This window comes from Sulfurisphaera javensis, from assembly GCF_041154675.1.
Lineage (GTDB): Archaea > Thermoproteota > Thermoprotei_A > Sulfolobales > Sulfolobaceae > Sulfurisphaera > Sulfurisphaera javensis.
Window position 1 is genome coordinate 880,131 of sequence record NZ_AP031322.1, and the last position, 22,466, is coordinate 902,596.

The window sequence follows — 22,466 nt, forward strand, 5'->3', positions numbered from 1 at the left end:
GATCAAAGGTTAAGAGGATATAACAATAATGTACTCATTTCCGCCTCTTTTTCCTATTTTTCTATGATTATGCACTACTTCAGTTTCGATTTCAATTCTTCCCCATATGTTATTAATCTTTTCTATAATTCTATTTCTAACCTTTTCATTCTCTTCGTGAAAAATTAATATTTTCTCTTTCATCTTTTTTGTTTTCTTTAGAAATAACTCAAGTTTTTGCTCATACGAAATCTTATCATTCCTTACTGGATTGTATACTATTTCTTCTGAGAAACTAAAGGTTACTCTTTTTCCTATGTATTTTTTTAGAAGCAGTGGGAATTTGCTTTCTTTTAGCCAAGCCCAGTAAAAGAATGATAATTCCATGTATTGTATTTCGTCAAAGAATGGTGGGTCTGTGAAAAGTGTTGCTGATCTGTATTTACCATATTTGAAGGTTAATGCATTGCCAAGGAATAGTTTTACATTAAGTTGCTTTGTTATGAATTTCCTAGAGAAGTTTTCTATTTGTCTTTCAAAAACTTGGTAAGGGTCTTGTTCTTCATGCTTTTCTGGTACCCAGTATGATGGGACTCCCCAGCTTCCAGCATTTTTTCTTTTCATCTTTGAAGAGGGGAATAATGTCGCACAAAAAGCTCCGTACAGTGCTATTGCTGTTGGGAATTGTATTCCACTATCAACTACTTTATCTATTGCCTTCAGTATTGTGTAAAGTTTTCTAAAACTATCTAAGGTGAATAGTTCACTTACCCTCTCTACTTTTTCTTTCTTTAAGAATGATTTTCCATCCTTGTAATAAAGGTAGTCATTTGATAAGACCCTCTTTCTAGTCCTCATTTTTCTTGCTATTTCTAAAACCTCATAGGCTTTCTCTTTGAATTCTGATTTATCAATAGGTTGAGTATTTACAAATGCTACAAGGTACGCATAAGGATTAATGTCTACATAAATGCCTTCTTTTCCTCTTTCTGCCACATAACGAACTATTAAGCCAGAACCACCAAAGGGATCAAGAACGACGTCAGAAGTATAATCAATGTATTTTTCAATTAATGATTCGGGTTTTCTTTCCCAATAACGTAAAAGCATAAACATATTTATCTTTAAATAAAAGAATTAAATACTATTTCTCTATACAAATCCGGTATTACCATTATGAGAGGAGTTATTAGTTATTTTTTAATAGCATGGTTAAAAGAATAATTATGGTTATTTCTCAATTTGTATCTTACCTACTTTTCATTTTGGTCATTATTCTACCTCTCTTTAACTACATAAAACAAGGATTAGCTCTTACTGCCTGCTTAGTTATTTTTTCGCTATAAATGCACTTTTCCTTATCTTAGCACAACACTCCATCTCCTTTGAGTCACATAACATGATCCGGACATCTTTACACGTAATATATTGTTCACTCACGGTAGTTTTAACTCCCATTCTAATATTTTGTTCATAACTTCCTCAGTTATTCCGGGTATAGCCCTATACATTTCATTAACATCTGCTTCGTTTACACTTCCATCTTTAACATAGTATACCTTTACTTTAGCATTTTTAATAACTTCTTCAACTTTCTCAATTACATCAGCTGGTAAACTCACTCCCACAGAGCTTAGCAGTTCTTCTATTTGTTCTTTACTCGGTTTAGCCCTTATTACTTCACCTATTATTAAAGGTATTATGTCAGAATGTGTGGTTATTACAAACTTATACTCATCTGTTAGACTAAGGAGAACTAGTGCAAGTGCTACCTGATATGCGGGATGTAATTGAGATTCTGGCTCTTCCACTAAAACTAATGCTGGTTTGCTTAGGGTTTGAAGTGGCATGAGTAAGCTTGATATTTCAGAAACTATTGCTGAAACTTGAGCAACATTTAGTACTTCTCCATCAAGTCTGAAATAGACTTCTTTCTCGTTTAAACCTACGTCGAGTTCCGTTAATGATCTGACTATGCTAGTCACGTATTTATCTGAGGCATTTCTAACTCCCTCGTAATAGTATTCCTTAAACGCTTTGTAAAGGAAATAGTTAGGTTCTGATTGCAGAACTTGTCTTCCATAAGGGACAAAAAGAACCGATGCTATCTCGCTTTGCGTTGAAAAAACTAGGTAAACGTCACTGAGTACTTTATTCACGTCAATGAAATTAGCTAAAGCCGGTTTAACCTCTATTCTATTTAAGATTGACATTAGTAATTTCTCGTCTTTGGCTACTAAGTTTAAAAGTTCTTTATTTAAGACGTCTTCAATCGTTTCTATTTTTCTTATCTTAATCATGAAGTATGAATATAATTTATTTTCTTTGAGTTTAGCAACTATTTTAACGTTTTGTGAAGAATAAATTTCAACCTCTTTTTCAGTCAATTCAACATTAATTTTTATCAGTGATGAAATTGGATTGCCATTTAATTCAACTTTGTAATTGTCATCTATGTATGCTAATTTACGTAGCTCCTCAGTTATCGAATCCATAATGGCTTTTTTGATTTTCTCGGTGATATTTTGTATGTCTACATATTGACTATAAACATAAGTAATTGATTCGTTGCTTTTTTTCGACATTCTCGAGCTTAAGGTTTGGTAAAGCTTTAGAAATAGTTTGTTGTCATGTTTCTGGTAAATATAAAACATTAGGGGCTAAGATTTCCATTGTTTTTATTGCAATTATTAGATTATCTATGTCAGTTTGTAATGATGAAGTAATTTTCTCTTTAACTATTTCTTGGAATTTGTTGTCTAAAAGAAGAAGAGAGTGATAGATTGCTTTTAAAATGTAAGATTTTCCAGTTGACGGGTAACCTAAGATAAAGGTTAAGTCGCCTAATTCAATATCAGCATTCTTTATGGGTCCTAAGTATTCAAAATGGAATTTCATGATTATTATTACTCCGGTAAGAATAAATTTTTAATATTAGGGAGATGGTTGAAAGAAGTCGTCAATCTTTTTCTATTCGTAAACTTACAAAGCCTAAGAAATTGTATAGAAAGTTAGCAAAGTTTTGAAGCTATTTAGGTTAGGAAGTGAATAGATCAAGTTTATATTAAAACGACACTTTGTTAATTAAATACTAGTTGTGTGTTAAAATTTTCTTAGCAACAAGAAGTTTTGACAAGTTTTATTTTACACTTTAAATTGTTTATTTGCTTAGATCTTCAAACTTCTTTAGCTCACTTTTTACCTTTTCTTCTAAAGCTATTATCATACTATCTTTTATTTCGAAATACTTATTTATTAATTCTGGGATTTCAGAAATAACCTCAATCATGTCATTCTTTACTTCTTCTATTGTCCTATATCTGGAGAAATCGCAGTCAAAGCCATTAAGCTGATATCCACGTAAATCTAATGCTAACTCTACGATTAAGTCTACAGTAATTACGACTTTTTCAAAGTACATCTCCAGAGTCTTCATTGAGCGTGTAGGTACTGTGTGTGCTCTTTTCTTTACCCATTCTTTCTCTTTCTCATCCTTAGCTAATTGGACTAGCTTATCACCGTACTTTACTACTAATGCTGAAAGTAAAGCTTTAACAGCAGTAAATACTTTTCTAGTTGAGTTTCTTGTAAAACCTCTTTCAAAGAGCTCAATAGCTAATAATGAATCATCTAATGCCTCAACTAACCTGGCATAAATGTAACTATCATCTAGATTTCTTTCCACAGCCATAGTTTAACTTCAAGAGTATTAAGTTTTGTGATTTCAAGCTCTAGCTCAACAATGAGTCGTGAAACGTACTAAAGTTCCTTGCAACGAATCAGATCATGAAGAACTGAAACTTAAGATTTAAACTTTAGGAGAGTAATTCATACCCTTAGTTTGCTGAAACTCATTATAAGGCTAGAAATCATGTAGATCGTAATATCTCTTCAAAAGCTTTCTTCCAGTAGTTCTCTGAATATAGAAAGTACACACTTGTTAAGACTATTCCTAAAAGGGTATAAAGTGGATAAAAATAAGCTAAGAAGCTGGTTAATATCCCTACCCCTATGATGGCATAAGAATATGCTAACCTTGTCAATGTTAGTCTCTCTTGTTGCATATATTGTTGAGGAACTGGATAAAATCTAGCTAAAAGAGAAGTCATTATCACAAAACTCGGAGGAATTTCTAAGAATGCAAATGCTTCATTATAATGCCTTGCAATTAAGGCTACTATTGGTAAAGGTAAAAAGGCTAAATAAAGGGAGAAAATTTTACTTGCAAAGTACCTCCTTACAAATTCTAAAGGACTCATTATAGAGAGATTAATCCAGAGTGGTTCATTTATAAATGATGCTTGAGCTATTGAAAACACTAAGAAAAATTCGGTAAGAATGAAAATTAAGGAAAAGATTGAGGTGAAAAGAAGAAGGTAATATAATACTGACATGGCTAGCATTCCTAAAGTTACATAATATACTTTAACCCTAGCTACCATATATTGCCCACCCATAAATGTACTAGCTCTTCCACCTAACTCTATAAGGTTGATGTTTTTCTTTAACATTGCAATAAAAGGAGAGGGAGACGAGAAGTCTATTACTTTCTGTACTCTCCCTCCCTTTATGACGCTCTGTTCTAATGTTTTTTCAACTACCGACGTTAAGGAAAAGGACTTGTACGAGAAGATTCCTAAAAATATTGTAAAGATAAAGTAAAAGCAAATACCGTGAGAGAGCGGTGAGTATGGGAAATTGAAATAAGCTGAGAAAAACCACAACACTAACGCCGTGGAAATCACTAGTCTTTTCCAAAAAGTCATTAAATAAAACAAATTTCTTAAAAATGTTAAATTAAGAACAAAAAGGAATACAAGTATTAATCCAGCAATATGAAGGAATATGGAAACAAATACTAGTAAGGATAGCAAATAAAAGTAGATGATAATAGACTCAGAAGTTGCAATTGCAATAAAGAATTCCTTATCATCGAGAGGAACTTGAAAAAGGAAGTCTAAATCTGATTTTGTTATTAATGCACTTCGAGAGAATAATGTGAATCATATCATAATGGAAGAGAATACAGAGGCTAAAAACAATATAGCAGATCTAGGGGGTTTATAATATGGTGGCATTATAGTTGAAGTAAAAATTCCAGCAAGGGTAGAAATTATTGCAAAAAAGATTAAAAGAATAAGAAGTGGGAGAGAGAAAGTTGATTTGAGCTCTAATTTAATAATTTTCTCTATCATCACTTCACCTTTCGTAACTATCTCACGTTAATTTCTATATACTTTCTCTCTGTCTAACTAATCAGTTAAATAATATAACTTTTTTCGTATGTTGTTGAGTTTATGTCATGATGTAAAATTTGCTCGTGATAGTACACTCTCTTATTATTCCAAGAATTTTTGAGCTATTGACAATGTATGAATAGAGAAATGTCGCTTGGGAACATAAATGATTAGTGTTCTCCCAAGTAAGTTTTTCTCCTAAGTTTTGGGATATTGTTAAGGCTTTGGCTACATACTATTATTAAGAGTACTCTGCCAGAGAAAGTTGGCAACTTGCTCTCGTTTTTTATGAGACTAAAACGTATTGTTTGTAGTCTGTTAAGAACGTTCAGACTGGGTTATGTGATGCTCATATCAAATGGCGTTAAAAATGTTGAAATCAAGGCGTTACTTAAAGATTACACGATGGCATATCAAGACTATGTGCAAGACAAGATCATGCCACATTTGGGTTAAGGAATGTGATAGAACAAGTGCTTAGGAGAGCTAAACATAAACTTTCTCACAGTAAGCAAAGTATAGTGTCTTGTTTAACACGTTCTTACGTTTTGAGAGAAATTGTTGTACACGCTTAAGTTAAACTAGTTGTTTACCTTGTCTATTTATATATGTGAATCTTATATATGTGGGTAAGCAGATGGGTATATATGAATGAGAAAATCGTTACATTAGATGAGAGGGGAAGGATTATTTTGCCGAAAGAGATTAGGGAAAAGGTTAATGCAAGAAAGCTTAAGGTTAAGCTTGTCAAAGAAAGTATTTTACTTCAACCAGTTGATGATGCTGTAGACAGGTTCTACGGTATATTTAAGGGGAAAGTTGAGAAAGATGTGGATGAAATATTCAATGAAGCTGTGGAAGAGCGTATAAATGAAAAGGTACTTCGACGTTAATGTTTTGTCTATTATTTCTTAGAATTTGAGCGTGACTAACAGTTTTGTTTTTACAAGTGTGCAATTATTTCTTAATTTTTCCTTTTTAAACATTCCTTTCTCCATGTGTTTTATGAAGAGAATTCGTTTTTCAACTCTTTGTCACGTGCACTTCCCCTTAGTTTCTTTATGGATCCCAATACTCTTTGGCTTTTTCTCTAAGTTTTTCAGCTATTTCTAATATTTTTCTATAACTTCTTTCTTTCATTATTTTTTCTATTACTCGTCTTTCTACTACAGCATAAGCATGGACTACAATATTTCTGAAAGAGATCACTGAATTCAGAAACTTATACTCCTCCTCATTAATTAAACCAAGTTCAAATAATTTTCTTACACTCTCCTTATAACTATCAGTAGTTATACCCATATTGGAAAGAAGTCTTCTTGACAGATCAATGAAAGCTTGTGCTTGTATTTGAAGTAAATGAAGTGTAGCGTAATAAGTTATCCATTCATCAAGATTTTGAATTTCATCAAGTAATCTTTTATCATCTCAAGAAGCTTATCTAATACTGTCAATCTCTTTCCACCTTTTCATTACCGCCTTAACAGCGTTTTCAATCTCATTTAATTTTTTGGCGTCAATTAGAAAATCCTCACACTCATTTATCCTATTATTCATTTTAAACCATGCTTTGTCATCACGTAAATAAATTAGCCTTGTATTATTGAATATCTCATGAATTAAATAACAGCTTGTTTCGTCAGTTATTATTACTAAATCTACAAGCTCTGTGTTAAGAAAGTCTTGTAAATCAGCAAGTAATTTTAAGTGAGTATCAACATCATATTCTTCAAGTTCAACAGCAATATCTACATCTCTTCCTTTACTTTTTTTTGCAATTGATCCAAACAGTACAGCGTAAAGTACATTGTAATTACTCCAAGGGAATTGTTTAAGTTTATCAAGGACTGTTATATCCACAGTCTATAATAACACTAGCAATAAATAATCCTTTTCTCAGCATATTGAGCGTGTCCATTGTGTACATAGATATGACGATCTCTATATGAAGACTGAATAAAAATGATTAATGCACTAGACATAGAAGTAAACAAACAGTTATAGAAATAACTTAAGTGACATTGGAACATTCTCTTAAACTTGCATTTCATAAATATTTTACTAAATCTTCGATGTTAAAGATACAAGACTGGACTATAAGAAGAATATACCTTGAGTTAAAAATAATAGTGTTAGATTGAGGAGTTGGAGAGGAAATAAACATGAAAAGAGAAAGCTATGCAAGTTTAGAATTGTTTCTTGGATGCTAGTTTTCTCGTAAAAGTTAAGAGACTCTGTATGCTCTTTCAGTTAAAGATTATCTACAACAAACCCTCTTATCTCGACTAAATAGTGAAAGATAGGAGGACAGTGTAAAATTTAGAAGATATTATAATATGTTATTATCTTCCCTTAATGAAAAAGAACTTCTGATTAAAAAGAATTAAGATACTCACTAAAACCATTTGATATTCTCCGTGTTGCAGTTATGTTTTAAAGAATTCGATAAGGTTGCTGAAAAAGAATATGGCTTTAGTTTTAATAAGCTGTGCAAATGAAGATCACTTTAACAGAACAAAAAGAATCATTTACTTTCTAATTCCTCTCCTAATCTTTCAAACTCAGTTAAACTCCTTTGTTTTGGCTCTGGCAAAAACATAGTAGTTATTGCTCCTAAGAAAGATACTATAGCTAATATAACCATTGTTGGTACTATACCATAGGCGTTTAGTATAATAGGGAAAAGAAAAGTAGTTGTTAAAACTCCCATTCTGCCTCCTAATACTGTTATGCCTTGAGTTAATCCCCTTACAGTTGCAGGAAATAGTTCTACTCCCCAAAATCCTACAATTGTACCCGGACCTATTTGACTGAAAACTGTACTAAAGCCGTAAAGTGAAAGAGTTACGATAGGACTTATTTTACCTATAAGGAAGGCGAAGATTAGTGTAAATAATCCCATGCCAGTGAAACCAATTGCTTGTAATGCTTTTCTACCTAATTTATCAGCTAACATAGCACTTGTAAAGTTCCATGGTAAGGCAAATATAGTCAAGATGATGAGTTCAAATATTACTCCGTTAATACCTAATTTCTCAGCTATTACGTTTGGGCCGAAAAATAAGCGGAAATATCGAAGAAATACCACGTAAGTGCAGCTAATAAAAGTGTTGGTAAGATTACATTCCACATGACTTTTCCTACACTTACTTTGTTCACGTTAAGTCCATACTTTTTCTTTAACTCTTCAACATCCCCTTTTACAAAAAGAAGGTAATGAGGTGTTTCCGGATATTTTCTTCTGAAATACACTACCAGTAGTGCTGGAACGCTCCCTAAGGCAAGTACGACTCTCCATAGTATGTCTGTTGGTAAGATTGAAGATAAGGATAAAGTTGCTATAACCGAGAGTAATGCCCCTAAATTCCACATAAAACCGCCAGAAATAGCCATTAACTTACCTCTATCCTTTCTATTAGCATACTCAGCATTTATAAGTGGGGATAGAACGTAATCAGCCCCTATTCCTAAACCTAAAAGGAATCTCAGAATTACAAGCTGATATGGAGAAGTTATAAATGCTTGAAATAATGCTCCAAAAACCATTAACATAGCATCAATTCCGTAAAACCTCTTTCTTCCGTGCTTAGCTAAATAACCAAAAATTAATGCTCCTAAAATGTTTCCAGCAATTATTGAGGCAAAAAGCATTGTAGATAATTGAAGAAGAGAGGAACCAAAGTATGATTCTAGAGCTGGTAATATCAAGGCTGCTACTGTTAAATCGTAACCATCTACTATTTGTCCGGCACCAGCTATTAAAGTTGTCTTAATGTGAAAAAGGCTTAATTTCTTCTCTTCATAATCTTTCAACGGATTGTGAAAGGGCTCTTGCATGAGATTACTAAGATTGATAATTTATAAACTTACTCAATATACTTTATTTATATTTATATAAAAGAAAATAAACTATTTAGTTATATGTAGTTATTGCTAATTCATTCTTTTAATTGGGCTAGAGAGAAGTATCATAATGAGCTTAGAAAACAGTATTTATTCCTTGTCAGTTGAAGTTAAAAACGCAATTGAAGGAAAAGGCTCACGCGAGTTAAAGAGGGACAAAGTACTTTTTATCTTAGTAGATGGCTTAGGTTATAACGTAATAGGGAGATTGGGATTAAAAGAAGTTAGAAAAATTAATTCAGTCTTTCCTACAATCACTGTTACAGTGCTAACTACAATTTTAACAGCTACTCCACCCGGTGTTCACGGAATTTTAGGTTGGAGAGTTTTAGATAAAGAGAATGGAAGAATTGTTAATCTCTTAGAAGAAAACGCAAATGTAGGTTTTGCAAAACCGTTTCTCACTGAGGAAGATGTAATATTAGCACCAGCATTAAGACCCTCTATGAGACTTTTCAAAAGTATAACGAAAAACGTTATTCCTTATTTCTCTCCATGGGATGCGATAACACAAACTAATGATATAATTAAAAACAAAAGACCTAGGTTTGTCTTTCTATATCTTCCTTTTGTTGATGCTGTTAGTCATTATTTTGGTCCTTACTCATCCCACACACTATATACTGCACAACAAATTCTTGAACTAACAAGAACGCTTGCTGAAAAGCTGAGTGGAGAATATTCTGTAATAATTACTTCAGATCACGGTCATATTCCAGTTGAAGGAGTTGTAAGAATAGACAAGGAGATTCTACATTACGTTGACTTACCACCTTACGGCGATCATAGGAACTTAATGCTACTTAGCAAGAAAGACCCATCAGAATATTTGACTAAGAAGTATAATTTGACTGTTCTTAACAAGGAGAAGGCGAGAGAAATTATGGGGGGAGACAATATTCCAGATTACGTTGCAATTCCAAATGATAACAAACTTTACATGTATTGGAATGATGAAGAAGAGGCAAAGCATTTAGGTTCTCATGGTGGATTAAGTAAAGAGGAGATGGAAATTCCATTGTTTATATACTGAGAAAAAGAAGTAAGGAAAAAATCAGTTTTTATTCATTTATTTCATCTGATGAACCTTTTTGATTAGATGATTGGCTACTTAAGCTTTCAGCTAGTTTAGCCACTTCTTCTTCTTTACTTGCTTCTTCTAAGGATTTTCCTTTAGTTTCTGGCACTATGAATAACGTTATAATAGCAGCTAAAACTCCTAAGAAACCTCCAATACCTACAGCTAAACCTAAACCAAAATTACTTACTAAGAATGGAAATATTGCTGAGTTTGCTAAAGCTCCAGTTCTATCAATTGCCACAACTATTCCAGATGCAATTCCTCTTATTTTAGTTGGTACTAATTCAACATTAAATATTCCAGCCGCACTTACATTTGCTGGTCCAACATTGTGGAAGAAGTGATAGCCAGCCAAGATTAAAGCAGCGATTAAAGGAACTAAGCCAACTGGTGATTTTAATACTGTTATTTTTAGTACGAAGAATAAGATTAAAGCAGCTCCCATTCCTATAAAGCCTATAGCCTCTAATGGTTTTCTTCCCCATCTATCAATTAGCAGTAAGTTTACAATTCCACCTGGAATTGATGCTAAAAGTGTTATTAATAAGCTAAATAATGCTAAATTCTTAATTCCAAGAGGATAAGCTACTAATGCTAACTCGAAAACCCCTCCCGGATTAACCATGTGATCTAAGAACCATAAGAAGCCAGCAATAAAAATTGCCCAAGCATATTTTATCATGTAAAATAGTACTGGAGTTTTGTCCATTAAGTTAGCATTTATAGTCACGTCTTTTTTAGTCACAGTCTTAATAACGTTTTCAAGTCCCTTTACATCACCCTTTATTCTTGCTAGATATCTAGGAGATTCTGGGACTTTTCTCCTTAGATAAACTACTGATCCCGGAATTATTGCTCCTAAGGCTAAGACTATTCTCCAGCTAATATTTGAAGGTACGTTTAATGCATTTAATAATAAAATTGTCCCAGCACTAGCAATACTTCCTAAAGGACCAGTTACACCAACGGAAAAAGCTAGCAACTTTCCTCTATCTCTAACCTCAGAAAATTCTCCTAATACTATTGGAGAGAGTACGAAATCTCCACCAATTCCTATTCCGAATATCATTTGGGTTATTATTAATTCAATAGCATTTGTTGTAAAAGCACCTAAGAGAGAACCTATTGCTAGAAATAAGCATTCAAAACCATAAACTGCTCTTCTACCTTTAAAGTTTGATATAAAGCCGAAGAGTAATGCTCCAGCTATTGCAGTCCAAAAGGATGCTGTTCCTAATAATATAAATAGAATTCCAGTTGCGTGAAAAATATGTGATAGTTGCTTTAATTCTATGGAAACAAATGTAGTGTTGTAGCTTATTGTGAACATTCCTAGTGTTGTTATTAACAAACTTCTGAAATGGTATATATTGAAGTTTGCTTCATCTAGGGGTTTGAAAACGTCTTTTAGGTTCATCAACTTTCTCTAAAAATTTTCGTATTTAAGAATTATCGACATAAAATTAATAGAACTATATATGCATACAGAATATATATTCCAATATAAAAACTATGAAGATGAAAAACTATAAGGACAACGTGATTAACTAGCTTTATTCTTCTAGTTTTTAACGTTAAGAGATTTTTAATAAAATTTCTTATACAACCTTGTCAATCTTGAATTATGGAAATTGCTACATTAGGTGGAGGATGTTTTTGGTGTACTGAAGCAGTATTTAAGAGGGTGAAAGGAGTTATTAGTGTTAAACCCGGATATTCAGGAGGAACAATGCCTAACCCTACATATGAGGATGTATGCACTGGAGAAACTGGGCACGCTGAGGTAGTTCAAATTGTTTTTGATCCTAACATTATATCTTACAAGGAGATATTAGAGATCTTTTTTGCTATTCATGATCCTACAACATTAAATAGACAAGGTAACGATGTAGGAACTCAATATAGATCTATAATACTTTATCATAATGAAGAGCAAAAGAAAATAGCTGAGGAAATGATTAAGGAAGTTGAGAAAAAGTTAGGCAAGAAAGTTGTTACAGAGTTAAAACCTTTTGAAGCGTTTTATGAGGCAGAAGATTATCATCATGATTTTTACGATAAACGCAGAAGTTATCCATATTGCAAGTACGTTATTGATCCTAAAGTTGAAAAGTTGTTCAAGTATTTTCCAGAAAAAGTAAAAGATGAATATAAAGGTAGATCACTTAGATTGATGTAAATAAGAGTTAATGGCATAACTTCTAGGGAGTTTTTTACAAAACAACTATAGTTCCAAACATTATTTGTATGTAGTCCTAGCTTGTTCCCTCATAAATGATAATAAGTAATATGGTCCACCAGCATTTTTACCAGTCCAACCAGAATCTTTCCATCCTCCGAATGGTTGTACTCCGGGCATACCACCAGTAGTAGATCCAGAGATTCTATTAGCATAAACAACTCCAGCTTCAATATTGTTGAAGAAGTATTCTATTTCCTTCTCGTCTTCGGAAAATATTCCAGCTGTTAAACCGTAATCTACATCATTAGCTAATTTAATAGCTTCTTGAAGGTTTTCTACTTCTTTTGCTAAAAGAATTGGCACAAATAACTCAGTTTTCCATAAACTACTAGAATATGGTAAATCAACAATAACTGTAGGCTGAACTAAGTAAGTCTTTTCCTCTTCAATTACATTTCCACCAACTAATATTTTTCCTCCTTCATCTATTGCTTGCTTGATATATTTTTTATATTTCTCAACAGCATTCTTATTGATTAAAGGTCCTAGGAAAGTTTCTCTCTTTCTAGGGTCTCCTATAACAGTCTTTTCTATCTTGTCTTTAAGTTTAGCAAGGAATTCATTATAAACAGCTTTCTCAATGAAAACCCTTGAAGTGGCACTGCATTTTTGTCCTCCAAATCCAAAAGCTCCTCTAAATGTTCCTTCTACAGCCTTGTTTAAGTCAGCCTTAGCAGTTATAATAGTTGCGTTTTTCCCTCCAAGTTCTAATACAGCTGGTCTAGGCTTTTTATTTATGAAACTCTTTAAAAGTTTATGACCTACCTCTCTTGACCCAGTAAAAGCGAAACCATCTACATAATCCAAGTATTTATCTACCAATTCTCCCGGAATTGTTACGTAATTTACTACCTCTTTCGGAAAACCAACCTTCCTCAAAATTGATACTAACATAAATGCTGAGAGTGGAGTATCAGATGAAGGTTTTACAACTACTGTGTTACCAGTTAATAAAGCACCTAAAGTCATTGTTGTAGTAATTGCTAAAGGGAAATTAAAGGGGGATATTATTAACCAAGTTCCGTAAGGTCTCATAACGGAATAAGCTTTTTCTCCTTTAACTATTCTACTTTCCATTTCTCTTATAAATCCTCGATTATCTTCAAGGAGTTTAGCGTAATAATTAAAATAGTCAATAGCTTCATCAACCTCTGCCATAGCTTCATAACGATTCTTTCCATTTTCATATGTTATTATTACAGCTAACTCAAATTTCATTCTTCTCATTTCTTTAACAGCTTTATAAGCTAGTTCAACCCTATCTCTCCAATCACTATCTTTCCAATATTTGAATCCTTCTTTTGCTACATTTATTGCATTAAGTAAGTTACTTCCATCATCTCTCTGAAATATTCCTAAAACTTTGCTAGTATCTATTGGTGTTTTAACAATTAATTTATCAGAAAGTTTAACCTCATCTTTTCCTACAAGGATTGGATATTCATTCCCTAAATTTACTTTTTCTAAAGCTTTTTCATACTCCTTGTGAAATTCCTCTTCTCTACCTTCTTCTAAGTAGGTCTGATAAGTTTTCTCGTTAACAAATACCATGAAATTATATAGTATTCGAAGTATAAATATTTTCATGTATACATATATCAAACTTTACATAATATATAGTTCTTATAAAGACTAGATAGAAAAGGAGGGAAGGAGATTTTCTAGTAAAGATGAGACAATGTAATCTTATGCCTCAATTTCAATTAACTTTTTTGCATGTTTAAAATATTCTTTAGCCCTTTCTTCATCAACAACGTGAAGCTCAACTGGTGCACCAAAAGGTAAGCCATATTTGTCTTCAGCTAAAATCAAAATTTTCTTTTTTAATTCCCTTCTATCTTTATCACTTAAGGGAAAAGGGAAAATAATCAGTATATCTATGTCGCTAAGCACTGTTACTCTATCTTCAGCAACTCCGCCAAATACATAAACCTTTGCTTCCTTGTTAATTTCTTTTGTAGCTTTAGCTACAGTCTCTGCATATTCTCTCCATCTCCTTAAGTGTTCAAATTTGTATTTAACCCAGCTTTACACGTTTACTTATCTCCTCTAATTTATTTATAATTTTTTCAGCAATTGAAATAGCATTTTCCGCTTGAGATTCATCATATTCCATTTCTCCGTATCTGCTTTCAATATAAGCATCTTCTAAATCTGAAAGTTCGCTTCTGTATTCTCTAGCTAGTTCTTGTACTTCATCTGCTAAGTCAGAATAACCATTCTCTTTCAGCTAAATATGATAGAAGTGTTTTCACCTCTGAGTTTTTAAATACGCTAGCAAATAGTTCGAAAAGTACTGCTTTTAGATAAAGCTATATTGCTTCTTCAACGTGAAACATTGCTAAATCGAAAGATCCATCATTCAAGTCTTTCTTTGCGTCACTGAGAAATTGTAAAGCTCTTCTTTTCAGCCTTTGTACTTTTAATCCACTCACATGTCTATTTAAACAAAGTTAATATAAAATTACAAGCTTCTCCAAGAAACAGTAGATAGGGTTAAAGTTTGCAGAGATACTAAGTTATAGCTAATCTTGTTCTTTGCCATATATTATCTTATCAATATCTTCTGGCTTAATATTACCCATGTCAGTTATTAGATGAGATAAAGATCCACCTAACCTATGAAAAGAGATAGAATTATTTAAGCTGGTTCTATTACTTTTTTCAGTTTGTAATTTCTTATCTATTGATTCCTCTTTTGTATTATCTTCAAGCATAAGTATACTTACTATTAGGAGTATAAAAGTTTCTTCCACAGATATAACCTAATCATGTTAGAAGAGATTAATTTAAGTGAGTACTATAAGAGCTTTTAAGTGACAAAACGATGTTCTTGCTTTTACTCACTAATTCTTTTATTTTTGATTACTAAAATATAAGCAATGACAATAACAGAATTATTATGGTCATTTTCAGATTACATAGATAGGAAAAAAGAGAAAGCTTACTATGATTTTCAAATCGAGGTGTATGCTGAAGATATCGTTGAAATAGGGTACTTTTTACTCACAGCTTTAACTAATCCCTCTAATGAGAGTGTGGTAAACATCATTTATAAGAAAATAGAGGAAGAGATTGAGCTTTACAATTCTATTGTGAAACAAAACACCGACATTGAAGAATACGAGGAAATTATAGAAAACAAACTGAGAAAGTTGATAGATGCATTAAGGAAAAACCAAGAGGAGTTTGAGAGAGAAGCATTTAAGGATTATTCTGGCATATTTATAATTTCATATTACACGATTTATCTTGACTTTGTAACTAAATTATATTCAATGCTGGCATACTTAAAGCTAGCTAGAACCATGGATCCTTTTCATGAAAAGAAAATTATTAACTTGATAAATACTACAGTGTTTGTCTTTGCAATACCCATTATCGTGTACCTAAAGAAAGGTAGAATTATGGGAGAAATTACGTTCCTTCAAGGATACATGTTATATTTCATAAATAGAGACAAGACGGTTGTGGATCCGAATTCTCTGGGTTATAAGTTATTTCGGGCTATTTTTTAAGACTTTTTACATGCATAAACACTTATTGAACTTGATAGTATGAGTTATAAACCTAAAAAGGGGTAATGTCTTATAATCCTTTTTGTATGTTTTTATCTTGCATAAAAATTTTATTTTACGCCATTTTAGGTTTAGCTATGATTAATAGAAGAGGCATAATTATAATGACTGTATTTTCAATTTTTATGCCATTCTTGAATTAGGAATGGTTTGGGACCCTTCTCAAACTCCTAATTCACCAGTATGGATGAAAGAAATTTTTACTCCAGAAGTTTCTCTTTATTTTTACCGCATTCTTTACGTTTTACTTTTCGGATTTCCTTCATATTTAGCTTCGGGTAAGTTATTATCTCTAGATACTATATGGTATCTTATATATGGTTCTACGATGGAGGATATTGTTTATTGGATTCTCGATCTTCATATTCCTTATTCATGGGCTTGGTTTTATCCAGTATACTTTGTTATTCCAGTAGATGATGTAATAGGTATGATTCTTCTTATAATATTAGGTAAAAAAGTGAAAGTAAAATTGAAAAGATAATCTTGTTAAGGTGACTCTTGATTGAAATTCAAAACACTTGTTTTCAACATATGAAAAGGCTTAAATATTTGGCTCTCGAAGCGTAACATATGAGTTACAATCCACCGCCACCTAATCCTCCACCATCTAAGCATAGAAAATGGCTTCCAATAATTATAGGTATAGTAATAGCTGTTGCTATTATAGCTTCAGTCCCAGTAATTTTAGCATTAATCAATCCTTCTCCAGTAGTGGTTTCAGCTTCAACAGCTCAGTCAGTCTTCGGCGGTTCATGGACAGTAGTCACAAATGAAACTTATTTTGCTAAATACCCAATAAATTACGTGACAATAGAATATGCTAACGGAACTAATGTGACTATTCCTTATCCTCATCAAGTTAAGTCTATAGATCATGAAGTATTAATAGGAAAAGTCAACAACACAAGCGTTACAATGATAATTCAAGTTATTACTTATACCTCAAATGTAACGCTATTTCATCATGATTTTGGTTTCTTCGGTGGCATTCAATGGGGCAATAACGGTTTTTCATTTAATGTGACAAGTTATAACGGTTATACGTTAATATATTACGCCTCATCATTTCCACATCCACACACTTCAGTTACGGCAATTAAAGGAAATGAGGTTGTTCAAATAAGAATAATAGGCACCTCTGCATCGTTACAACAAGTAGAAGAGATTATTTCAAATTTATATTTTTTTGACTAAAGCTCTATTTGATATCTTGGTTGTAGTAATGTATAAAAAATTAAAACCTATTACCTTTATTTTATATAATATCTTATTAGAAAGTGCAAATTAGACACTTACAATGGTTAATGCTCTAGAAAAAAATTATATTAATACAGTTTTTTATTTATATTTCATATAAAATAGCTTATCAATAGGAAAATTGATAACATAAGCATATATGCAAGTAATCTAAGAGTAGACATGAGAATCATGGCTTTCACTATAACTGATACAGCTATATTAGTAGTAGTTATTCTTATATTATTTTTCGGAGCCTCTAAGTTGCCTGAGATATTTAGATCTTTAGGCAGAGCTACTGGTGAATTTAAGAAAGGACAGTTGGAGGCTGAAATGGAACTCATGCAAATGCAACAGCAATTAAATCAGCAATCTAACAAGGAAGTTGAATTGATAAAAAAGATAGAAGAGCTTCAAAAACAAATAGATGAACTAAAGAAACAAACTCAACAACAAAAACAATAATTTTTTGCACTTTAAAAAACTTTTTTACGATCTTATAAGTATAGCTAGCTAATTAAAAGACTTTCCCTGCAATTTTCATCATATAATATCATTCTTGGCTTTAAAGTTCAATTGTCTGTATCGAATATTATATATTAAACATCTGCCACTGAATTTATATTAAGAAAATATGGTATAGTAACCTTTTATATCGATTCCTTTGAAGTTCTTCTTAGATTTATTTTCTAGTTTCCATTGGCCTCATTATCTCTTGCATTTAAAAACATAAATAGATTTGATGTAATTTCCGTTAGATTCTAACTAAGATCTAAGCACTAACGAAATAAATTTCCCTTTATAAACCTTCTGAAAACGTAAATCAAAAATTATGATACTCGTTTCGTTTTCTTCTTTGCTTAAACTTATTAATTAGTTTTCTAACTAACTTTTATGATCGAAGAGCATTTACCTATAATACTTGGTAAATCCACTTATATAGATGATATTACTCCTAAGAATGTAGTATACTTACATGTAGTAAGATCAACCATAGCTAGAGGAAGAATAAAAAGTGTGTCAAAGCCGGAACACTCTTTACTTTCATTAAGTTGGGAAGATGTGAAACACTACGTTCCAGTGCAAATTTTTGGTGAGTTAGCAAAAAACGCACAGGTCGCAAGAATGCCAATCCTTTCTGATGGTAAAGTTAACTTTGTAGGACAACCAATATTAGCTTTTGTAGTTGAAGATAGGTACAAAACAGAAGATGTAGCTGAAGAAGTAAACATAGAGTATGAGGAGTTGGATCCAGTTGTTGATCCAGAAGAAGCTTTAAACTCTCCTCCGATACATGATGGATTAAAAAGCAATATTGCCGTGGAGCAAACGTTAGAAGGAGGAAATCTTTCTTTGAAGGACAAAGCAGATGTAATCGTTTCAAGGAAGATTAAACAAGCCAGAATAGTTTCAAATCCTTTAGAATCAAAAGGTTTCTTATGTTGGTGGGAGGGAGATACGTTAAATGTTTACGTATCTACTCAATCAGCTTTTGGTGTTAGAAATGGTTTAAGAGAAATGTTAGGAATTCCTCCCGAAAAAATTATAGTTAAAGCACCTCCAAATGTTGGAGGAGGATTCGGAAATAAATCGGGAGCTTACCCCGAATATGCATTAGCTGCTATTGCTTCATTAAAATTAGGAAGACCAGTAAAATGGATAGAGACTAGAAGTGAAATGTTAGTTAATGCCCAATCTTTAGGAAGAGGAGAAGTTTCTGACATGAAGCTTTATGCCACAAAAGAAGGAGAAATTCTAGGAATCGAAGGAACTATAATATCTAACATGGGTGCTTATATGTATGGTATAAACTACTTTACACCGTTCTTCGTGGCTAGATTAACTAATGGCCCCTATAAAATGAAATTTGTCTCAATAAGAGCAATATCAGTTTACACGAATACTCCGCCAATGGGATTCTATAGGGGAGCAGGAAGACCCGAGGCTGCGTTAATTCATGAAACTCTAATCGAAGACTTAGCAGATGAGTTAGGAATGGACCCAGTTGAAATAAGGAAGAAGAATTTAGTAGACGATTCCGGTTATGTTACTCCTTTAGGTTTAAAATATGACCCTGCTGGTTATCATGAGGTTCTAGATATAGCTGAAAAATATTATAGAAAAACAAAAGAAACTTATAAGGATAAGGGAGTCTCAATAGTTACATTTACTGAATTAGTAAGAACTTCACCTGGTGAAGGGGCCAGAGTAGTAATAAAAGATGGTAAAATATACTTCTATCTAGGATTAGGAGCACATGGACAAGCTTATGGTTCATCTTTTAAGTGGATAGCAGCAGACATTCTAGGAGTAAGTGAAGACAAAATAGAAATAATAACTGGTACTACTGATTTAAAGGAAGGAGTGGGTAGTTTTGGTTCAAGAGGAGGTACAGTAGGTAGTTCTGCCTTAATTGCTGCAGCACAAGAGCTACTCAAAAAACTTGGAAAAGATAAATTAAATGATGAAGACTTAAAGAAGTATGAAGGAGCTGAAGCTGAAGTCTTCTATACTACAGATGATATCTTTGCTCCTGGTGCACATGTAGCTGTAGTTGATGTAGATAAAGAAACAGGGCAAATTAGAGTGATTGATTACTATGCTATAGATGATGTAGGAAAAGTTTTAAGTAGAGAAGAAATTGAAGGGCAAATAGTTGGAGGAGTTCTACAAGGTGCCTCACAAGTCATGATGGAATCTATGCAATATGATGAAAGGGGAAATCCTTTATGTTCCTCTATAGCTGATTGTGGTTTGCTCACAGCTATAGAAGCACCAAGGAGAGTAAACACTGAATACGTAGAATTTCGATCTAAACTTCTCTCTGGAAGTAGAGGAGTTGGAGAAGCTGGTACTACTGGTGCCTTACCAGCCGTATTTATTGCAGTTGAAAAAGCAGTAAAAAAGAAGTTTAACATTACTCCGGTAAATCCTTCGCTTATAGTTCCTTAAAAGTACCTATTTCTCCTTCTTCGTTAAATTTGACGTAAAATTTATATTCTTTTTCATTATGTTTGGCAATACAAGTTCTTCCAGTGTAATAATTTCCGTTAATTGTAAGTTCATCAATTCTTTCCCAACATGTTCTTTTCTTTACTTCATTTATCATATTTTTGAATTCTAAAGCACAAAAATCACAGCAGAAAAAGAGCCTTTGCCCTTCTATTTCTTCATAATACTCGCCCCATGTAGCTCCACATAAAGCACAACCTGTCTCTTTACTTCCAGCTTCTTTCCCATTTACGATTATCTTCATTTCATCACCACCTTAATTAATTCTGGTTCTATTTCCATTCCTCTTTCTAGCCTAGCAAATAAATAATTAGAAAAAGCATCAAATGATTTTAATACTGTAACTTGTATCTCTTCCTCCATTCCTCTTCCATATTTTTCTACTAAATTTAATGCTTCACCCGCATGAGAGATATCAGCTTCATACCCTTCCCTTAAGAAGTCCTTAACTTCTTTAGGATATTCTGAAGAGGAAAGTATTTCTGGATTAAAATAAGGTAATTTTGCTCCATAGTTTTTCAAGCTACGATCAGCTACTAATTCTAAACTATGCATTGAAGCCATTGTAATTATCCAATGTTTTGTTTCAGCAACTTTTCTCCAAAATCTAATTGAAGATTGAGTAGCTGGTAATGGTGAGGTAGAAAGTATTTTTTCTCTACTCATACCTAGGGCCTCACCCATGCGTAATAAAAGTTCATAATGGGATGGCCTACCTTGATATCCGATAAATTCTACTGCTATGTTCTCTAATTCAAATCTCATAACATCATCTTTGTCTGTTTTAAATATAATAGATGAGAGAACCTTAACCCAGTTCTTTAAGAAGTGTTGATGTTCAATAACATAACCTAAAAGAACACCTCTAGTAGGTTTTTGCATCGCTATAATAAATGGATGTGGATTTTCTCCGTAAAATTTCTCAATGAATTTCTTCCTTATCCACATTCTTAATCCTTCTGGCATTGAAAAATATTCTTCTAACTTCTTTGATAATTCATCAATCTCAAGCCTACTCGTAGTTAAGTTTCTATTTAACCACATAACATGAGATTTGTCACTCTTTTTATTTGCCATTTCATCTATATGTTCAGCTAGTGAATACCAAGAATCAAATTTAATTTCACATGATGGGCATATTGGCATAATGTTAATTTCTCATCTTTAGCTAATAAACATAGTTTCAAAAAATTCTTTTATCTATATTCTCTGTTATCTCTCTAAATGTAGTAAGATTTATGTAAATAATTAATTATGTTTTTTACATCTTTAATTCAGATAAGAGTTCATTGACAAGTTCCTTATATTCATCAATTTGAAGAAGTTCAATTAAATATTTCTTTTCTTTCTTTATATCCTCTTCATTTACGATGCCTAGGACAAGAATCTGTTTCAAGGTAACATACCATGATAAGAATCTTACGGTTAAGTTTGAATCTCTTAACATTTCTATAAAATACTCTTTATAAGACTTAGTCTCTTCAACTGAAATAAGTCCTTCGGAAATGAAACTTGGCAATGAATTCCACGCTCTATATCTAGTACCAGTATCTGGAAATTTTAACAGAGATACTAGGAAAGAATGAGGAAGGTATTTTGCTTTTTTAAGAACGTAATTCCAAGCTTCATGCTTTATATCTTTATCATTACTTGACAAGTATTTTTCAATTTCATCTAAAGACAATTGATCTGCTGATTGAAGTAAACTTAAAACTTTTTCCTTTTCCATGAGTTAATAAAGTAAAAAAGAGACAAAAAACTTACCACCATCTTCTTCTTCTATATAGTCCTATATACATAGGACCATAAACTGCTAAGTTTTTCCCTATATCTGTAAGTTCCAAGTATTCCTCTCCATCCTTATAATATCTTCTAACTAAACCATAAAGCATAAGATAACTTAATACAAAATCAAAAGCCGAACCATAAAGTGGTACAGAGCTTTTTAACTCTGATATCTTCTTTGCTCCAGTTTTTAATTCATCTATTATTCTTGCTCCTCCTAACCTTATTAAACCCATCATTATTATCTTTTTCGATATCGAAACTAATAAGTCTTATCTTACGAAATATGTGAAAAATAAGTTTTAAACTAAGTAAGTTAAAAATTCTCAGTAAGACACATATAGGTTAGATCTGAGAGAAAAATAAAAAGAGGTTAATTATATTATAAATAAAGAAGGAATTAGCGGTAG

At 32.4% G+C, this 22,466-nt stretch carries 26 protein-coding genes and 2 pseudogenes; 8 read left to right on the forward strand and 20 right to left on the reverse strand.

The features are described from left to right. Window positions 1-9 precede the first annotated feature (9 nt). From ACAM25_RS04645 to ACAM25_RS04670, 6 genes are all read right to left on the reverse strand, one after another. Window positions 10-1,089: a DNA methyltransferase gene (locus tag ACAM25_RS04645; protein ID WP_369611173.1), complete on the reverse strand. Its 1,080-nt coding sequence runs from the start codon at window positions 1,087-1,089 to the stop codon at window positions 10-12. Window positions 1,090-1,415: 326 nt separating this feature from the next. Further along, the gene (locus ACAM25_RS04650; RefSeq protein WP_369611174.1) at window positions 1,416-2,474 is read right to left on the reverse strand and encodes an AAA family ATPase; all 1,059 of its coding nucleotides are present in this window, start codon (window positions 2,472-2,474) and stop codon (window positions 1,416-1,418) included. 133 nt (window positions 2,475-2,607) lie between these two features. Next, window positions 2,608-2,877 (reverse strand): hypothetical protein, encoded by a 270-nt coding sequence (locus ACAM25_RS04655; protein ID WP_369611175.1) that lies wholly within the window; start codon window positions 2,875-2,877, stop codon window positions 2,608-2,610. 262 nt (window positions 2,878-3,139) lie between these two features. Beyond that, window positions 3,140-3,664, reverse strand: coding sequence for a PaREP1 family protein (locus ACAM25_RS04660; protein WP_369611176.1), 525 nt, complete (start codon window positions 3,662-3,664; stop codon window positions 3,140-3,142). Window positions 3,665-3,848: 184 nt separating this feature from the next. Further along, window positions 3,849-4,745, reverse strand: a complete 897-nt coding sequence (locus ACAM25_RS04665) for a hypothetical protein (protein ID WP_369611177.1) — start codon at window positions 4,743-4,745, stop codon at window positions 3,849-3,851. Between the two features lie 237 nt (window positions 4,746-4,982). After that, entirely contained in the window at window positions 4,983-5,174 is a 192-nt protein-coding gene (locus tag ACAM25_RS04670; RefSeq protein ID WP_369611178.1) for a hypothetical protein, read from the reverse strand. 689 nt (window positions 5,175-5,863) lie between these two features. Between ACAM25_RS04670 and ACAM25_RS04675 the strand changes: the two genes are divergently transcribed. Then, a complete protein-coding gene (locus ACAM25_RS04675) occupies window positions 5,864-6,109 on the forward strand; it encodes an AbrB/MazE/SpoVT family DNA-binding domain-containing protein (protein ID WP_369611179.1) in 246 nt (81 codons plus the stop codon). A gap of 166 nt (window positions 6,110-6,275) precedes the next feature. Here the strand turns inward: ACAM25_RS04675 and ACAM25_RS04680 are convergent, their stop codons facing one another. The 4 genes from ACAM25_RS04680 to ACAM25_RS04695 all read right to left on the reverse strand — a co-directional run bounded on the left by ACAM25_RS04680 (window position 6,276) and on the right by ACAM25_RS04695 (window position 9,053). Next, window positions 6,276-6,620, reverse strand: coding sequence for a DUF86 domain-containing protein (locus tag ACAM25_RS04680; RefSeq protein ID WP_369611602.1), 345 nt, complete (start codon window positions 6,618-6,620; stop codon window positions 6,276-6,278). Window positions 6,621-6,653: 33 nt separating this feature from the next. Then, window positions 6,654-7,076 (reverse strand): nucleotidyltransferase domain-containing protein, encoded by a 423-nt coding sequence (locus ACAM25_RS04685; RefSeq protein ID WP_369611180.1) that lies wholly within the window; start codon window positions 7,074-7,076, stop codon window positions 6,654-6,656. Window positions 7,077-7,740: 664 nt separating this feature from the next. Beyond that, entirely contained in the window at window positions 7,741-8,304 is a 564-nt protein-coding gene (locus tag ACAM25_RS04690) for an MFS transporter (RefSeq protein ID WP_369611181.1), read from the reverse strand. Further along, window positions 8,259-9,053, reverse strand: coding sequence for an MFS transporter (locus ACAM25_RS04695; protein ID WP_369611182.1), 795 nt, complete (start codon window positions 9,051-9,053; stop codon window positions 8,259-8,261). The genes ACAM25_RS04690 and ACAM25_RS04695 overlap by 46 nt, the downstream gene beginning before the upstream one ends. A 136-nt stretch (window positions 9,054-9,189) precedes the next feature. Here ACAM25_RS04695 and ACAM25_RS04700 point away from each other — a divergent pair, with 136 nt between their 5' ends. After that, a complete protein-coding gene (locus ACAM25_RS04700; protein ID WP_369611183.1) occupies window positions 9,190-10,152 on the forward strand; it encodes an alkaline phosphatase family protein in 963 nt (320 codons plus the stop codon). Window positions 10,153-10,180: 28 nt separating this feature from the next. On the opposite strand, the gene ACAM25_RS04705 is transcribed toward ACAM25_RS04700, so the two are convergent. Next, window positions 10,181-11,617, reverse strand: a complete 1,437-nt coding sequence (locus ACAM25_RS04705; RefSeq protein ID WP_369611184.1) for an MFS transporter — start codon at window positions 11,615-11,617, stop codon at window positions 10,181-10,183. A gap of 207 nt (window positions 11,618-11,824) precedes the next feature. Here ACAM25_RS04705 and msrA point away from each other — a divergent pair, with 207 nt between their 5' ends. Next, the gene (gene msrA, locus ACAM25_RS04710) at window positions 11,825-12,379 is read left to right on the forward strand and encodes a peptide-methionine (S)-S-oxide reductase MsrA (protein WP_369611185.1); all 555 of its coding nucleotides are present in this window, start codon (window positions 11,825-11,827) and stop codon (window positions 12,377-12,379) included. 60 nt (window positions 12,380-12,439) lie between these two features. Here msrA and ACAM25_RS04715 read toward each other — a convergent pair whose 3' ends face one another. The 5 genes and pseudogenes from ACAM25_RS04715 to ACAM25_RS04735 all read right to left on the reverse strand — a co-directional run bounded on the left by ACAM25_RS04715 (window position 12,440) and on the right by ACAM25_RS04735 (window position 15,159). After that, window positions 12,440-13,993 carry an aldehyde dehydrogenase family protein gene (locus tag ACAM25_RS04715; RefSeq protein WP_369611186.1) on the reverse strand — a complete coding sequence of 518 codons (1,554 nt, stop codon included), beginning with the start codon at window positions 13,991-13,993 and terminating at the stop codon, window positions 12,440-12,442. Between the two features lie 135 nt (window positions 13,994-14,128). Further along, window positions 14,129-14,404 (reverse strand): annotated as a pseudogene (locus ACAM25_RS04720) (nucleotidyltransferase domain-containing protein); the annotation flags it as partial. 55 nt (window positions 14,405-14,459) lie between these two features. Further along, window positions 14,460-14,672 (reverse strand): HEPN domain-containing protein, encoded by a 213-nt coding sequence (locus ACAM25_RS04725; protein WP_369611603.1) that lies wholly within the window; start codon window positions 14,670-14,672, stop codon window positions 14,460-14,462. Window positions 14,673-14,754: 82 nt separating this feature from the next. Continuing rightward, window positions 14,755-14,877, reverse strand: coding sequence for a HEPN domain-containing protein (locus ACAM25_RS04730; protein WP_369611187.1), 123 nt, complete (start codon window positions 14,875-14,877; stop codon window positions 14,755-14,757). 90 nt (window positions 14,878-14,967) lie between these two features. Continuing rightward, window positions 14,968-15,159: a hypothetical protein gene (locus tag ACAM25_RS04735; RefSeq protein ID WP_369611188.1), complete on the reverse strand. Its 192-nt coding sequence runs from the start codon at window positions 15,157-15,159 to the stop codon at window positions 14,968-14,970. Between the two features lie 165 nt (window positions 15,160-15,324). Here ACAM25_RS04735 and ACAM25_RS04740 point away from each other — a divergent pair, with 165 nt between their 5' ends. From ACAM25_RS04740 to ACAM25_RS04760, 5 genes and pseudogenes are all read left to right on the forward strand, one after another. Continuing rightward, window positions 15,325-15,960 carry a hypothetical protein gene (locus ACAM25_RS04740; RefSeq protein ID WP_369611189.1) on the forward strand — a complete coding sequence of 212 codons (636 nt, stop codon included), beginning with the start codon at window positions 15,325-15,327 and terminating at the stop codon, window positions 15,958-15,960. A gap of 137 nt (window positions 15,961-16,097) precedes the next feature. Further along, a pseudogene (locus ACAM25_RS04745) lies at window positions 16,098-16,504 on the forward strand (hypothetical protein). 89 nt (window positions 16,505-16,593) lie between these two features. Further along, a complete protein-coding gene (locus ACAM25_RS04750; RefSeq protein ID WP_369611190.1) occupies window positions 16,594-17,217 on the forward strand; it encodes a zinc ribbon domain-containing protein in 624 nt (207 codons plus the stop codon). A 225-nt stretch (window positions 17,218-17,442) separates the two neighbouring features. After that, complete coding sequence (locus tag ACAM25_RS04755) at window positions 17,443-17,724, forward strand: twin-arginine translocase TatA/TatE family subunit (RefSeq protein ID WP_369611191.1); 282 nt, start codon at window positions 17,443-17,445, stop codon at window positions 17,722-17,724. 429 nt (window positions 17,725-18,153) lie between these two features. Beyond that, window positions 18,154-20,211, forward strand: a complete 2,058-nt coding sequence (locus ACAM25_RS04760; protein ID WP_369611192.1) for a xanthine dehydrogenase family protein molybdopterin-binding subunit — start codon at window positions 18,154-18,156, stop codon at window positions 20,209-20,211. Here ACAM25_RS04760 and ACAM25_RS04765 read toward each other — a convergent pair. The 4 genes from ACAM25_RS04765 to ACAM25_RS04780 form a co-directional block, all read right to left on the reverse strand. Then, window positions 20,198-20,515 (reverse strand): TA0938 family protein, encoded by a 318-nt coding sequence (locus tag ACAM25_RS04765; RefSeq protein ID WP_369611193.1) that lies wholly within the window; start codon window positions 20,513-20,515, stop codon window positions 20,198-20,200. The two genes, ACAM25_RS04760 and ACAM25_RS04765, sit on opposite strands and share 14 nt — an antisense overlap. Next, window positions 20,512-21,417 (reverse strand): C2H2 type zinc finger domain-containing protein, encoded by a 906-nt coding sequence (locus tag ACAM25_RS04770; RefSeq protein ID WP_369611194.1) that lies wholly within the window; start codon window positions 21,415-21,417, stop codon window positions 20,512-20,514. The genes ACAM25_RS04765 and ACAM25_RS04770 overlap by 4 nt, the downstream gene beginning before the upstream one ends. Before the next feature lie 115 nt (window positions 21,418-21,532). Continuing rightward, complete coding sequence (locus ACAM25_RS04775) at window positions 21,533-22,000, reverse strand: hypothetical protein (protein WP_369611195.1); 468 nt, start codon at window positions 21,998-22,000, stop codon at window positions 21,533-21,535. Between the two features lie 31 nt (window positions 22,001-22,031). Continuing rightward, window positions 22,032-22,295 (reverse strand): hypothetical protein, encoded by a 264-nt coding sequence (locus ACAM25_RS04780; protein ID WP_369611196.1) that lies wholly within the window; start codon window positions 22,293-22,295, stop codon window positions 22,032-22,034. Window positions 22,296-22,466 lie beyond the last annotated feature (171 nt).

Coding starts and splice junctions, on each gene's coding strand:
- ACAM25_RS04770 (WP_369611194.1), bottom strand. CDS start 21,417: ATGCCAATATGCCCATCATGTGAAATTAAATTTGATTCTTGGTATTCA.
- ACAM25_RS04735 (WP_369611188.1), bottom strand. CDS start 15,159: ATGCTTGAAGATAATACAAAAGAGGAATCAATAGATAAGAAATTACAA.
- ACAM25_RS04750 (WP_369611190.1), top strand. CDS start 16,594: ATGAGTTACAATCCACCGCCACCTAATCCTCCACCATCTAAGCATAGA.
- ACAM25_RS04705 (WP_369611184.1), bottom strand. CDS start 11,617: ATGAACCTAAAAGACGTTTTCAAACCCCTAGATGAAGCAAACTTCAAT.
- ACAM25_RS04675 (WP_369611179.1), top strand. CDS start 5,864: ATGAATGAGAAAATCGTTACATTAGATGAGAGGGGAAGGATTATTTTG.
- ACAM25_RS04765 (WP_369611193.1), bottom strand. CDS start 20,515: ATGAAGATAATCGTAAATGGGAAAGAAGCTGGAAGTAAAGAGACAGGT.
- ACAM25_RS04650 (WP_369611174.1), bottom strand. CDS start 2,474: ATGGATTCGATAACTGAGGAGCTACGTAAATTAGCATACATAGATGAC.
- ACAM25_RS04665 (WP_369611177.1), bottom strand. CDS start 4,745: ATGACTTTTTGGAAAAGACTAGTGATTTCCACGGCGTTAGTGTTGTGG.
- ACAM25_RS04775 (WP_369611195.1), bottom strand. CDS start 22,000: ATGGAAAAGGAAAAAGTTTTAAGTTTACTTCAATCAGCAGATCAATTG.
- ACAM25_RS04695 (WP_369611182.1), bottom strand. CDS start 9,053: ATGCAAGAGCCCTTTCACAATCCGTTGAAAGATTATGAAGAGAAGAAA.
- ACAM25_RS04715 (WP_369611186.1), bottom strand. CDS start 13,993: ATGGTATTTGTTAACGAGAAAACTTATCAGACCTACTTAGAAGAAGGT.
- msrA (WP_369611185.1), top strand. CDS start 11,825: ATGGAAATTGCTACATTAGGTGGAGGATGTTTTTGGTGTACTGAAGCA.
- ACAM25_RS04740 (WP_369611189.1), top strand. CDS start 15,325: ATGACAATAACAGAATTATTATGGTCATTTTCAGATTACATAGATAGG.
- ACAM25_RS04645 (WP_369611173.1), bottom strand. CDS start 1,089: ATGCTTTTACGTTATTGGGAAAGAAAACCCGAATCATTAATTGAAAAA.
- ACAM25_RS04755 (WP_369611191.1), top strand. CDS start 17,443: ATGAGAATCATGGCTTTCACTATAACTGATACAGCTATATTAGTAGTA.
- ACAM25_RS04760 (WP_369611192.1), top strand. CDS start 18,154: ATGATCGAAGAGCATTTACCTATAATACTTGGTAAATCCACTTATATA.
- ACAM25_RS04780 (WP_369611196.1), bottom strand. CDS start 22,295: ATGATGGGTTTAATAAGGTTAGGAGGAGCAAGAATAATAGATGAATTA.
- ACAM25_RS04655 (WP_369611175.1), bottom strand. CDS start 2,877: ATGAAATTCCATTTTGAATACTTAGGACCCATAAAGAATGCTGATATT.
- ACAM25_RS04700 (WP_369611183.1), top strand. CDS start 9,190: ATGAGCTTAGAAAACAGTATTTATTCCTTGTCAGTTGAAGTTAAAAAC.
- ACAM25_RS04670 (WP_369611178.1), bottom strand. CDS start 5,174: ATGATAGAGAAAATTATTAAATTAGAGCTCAAATCAACTTTCTCTCTC.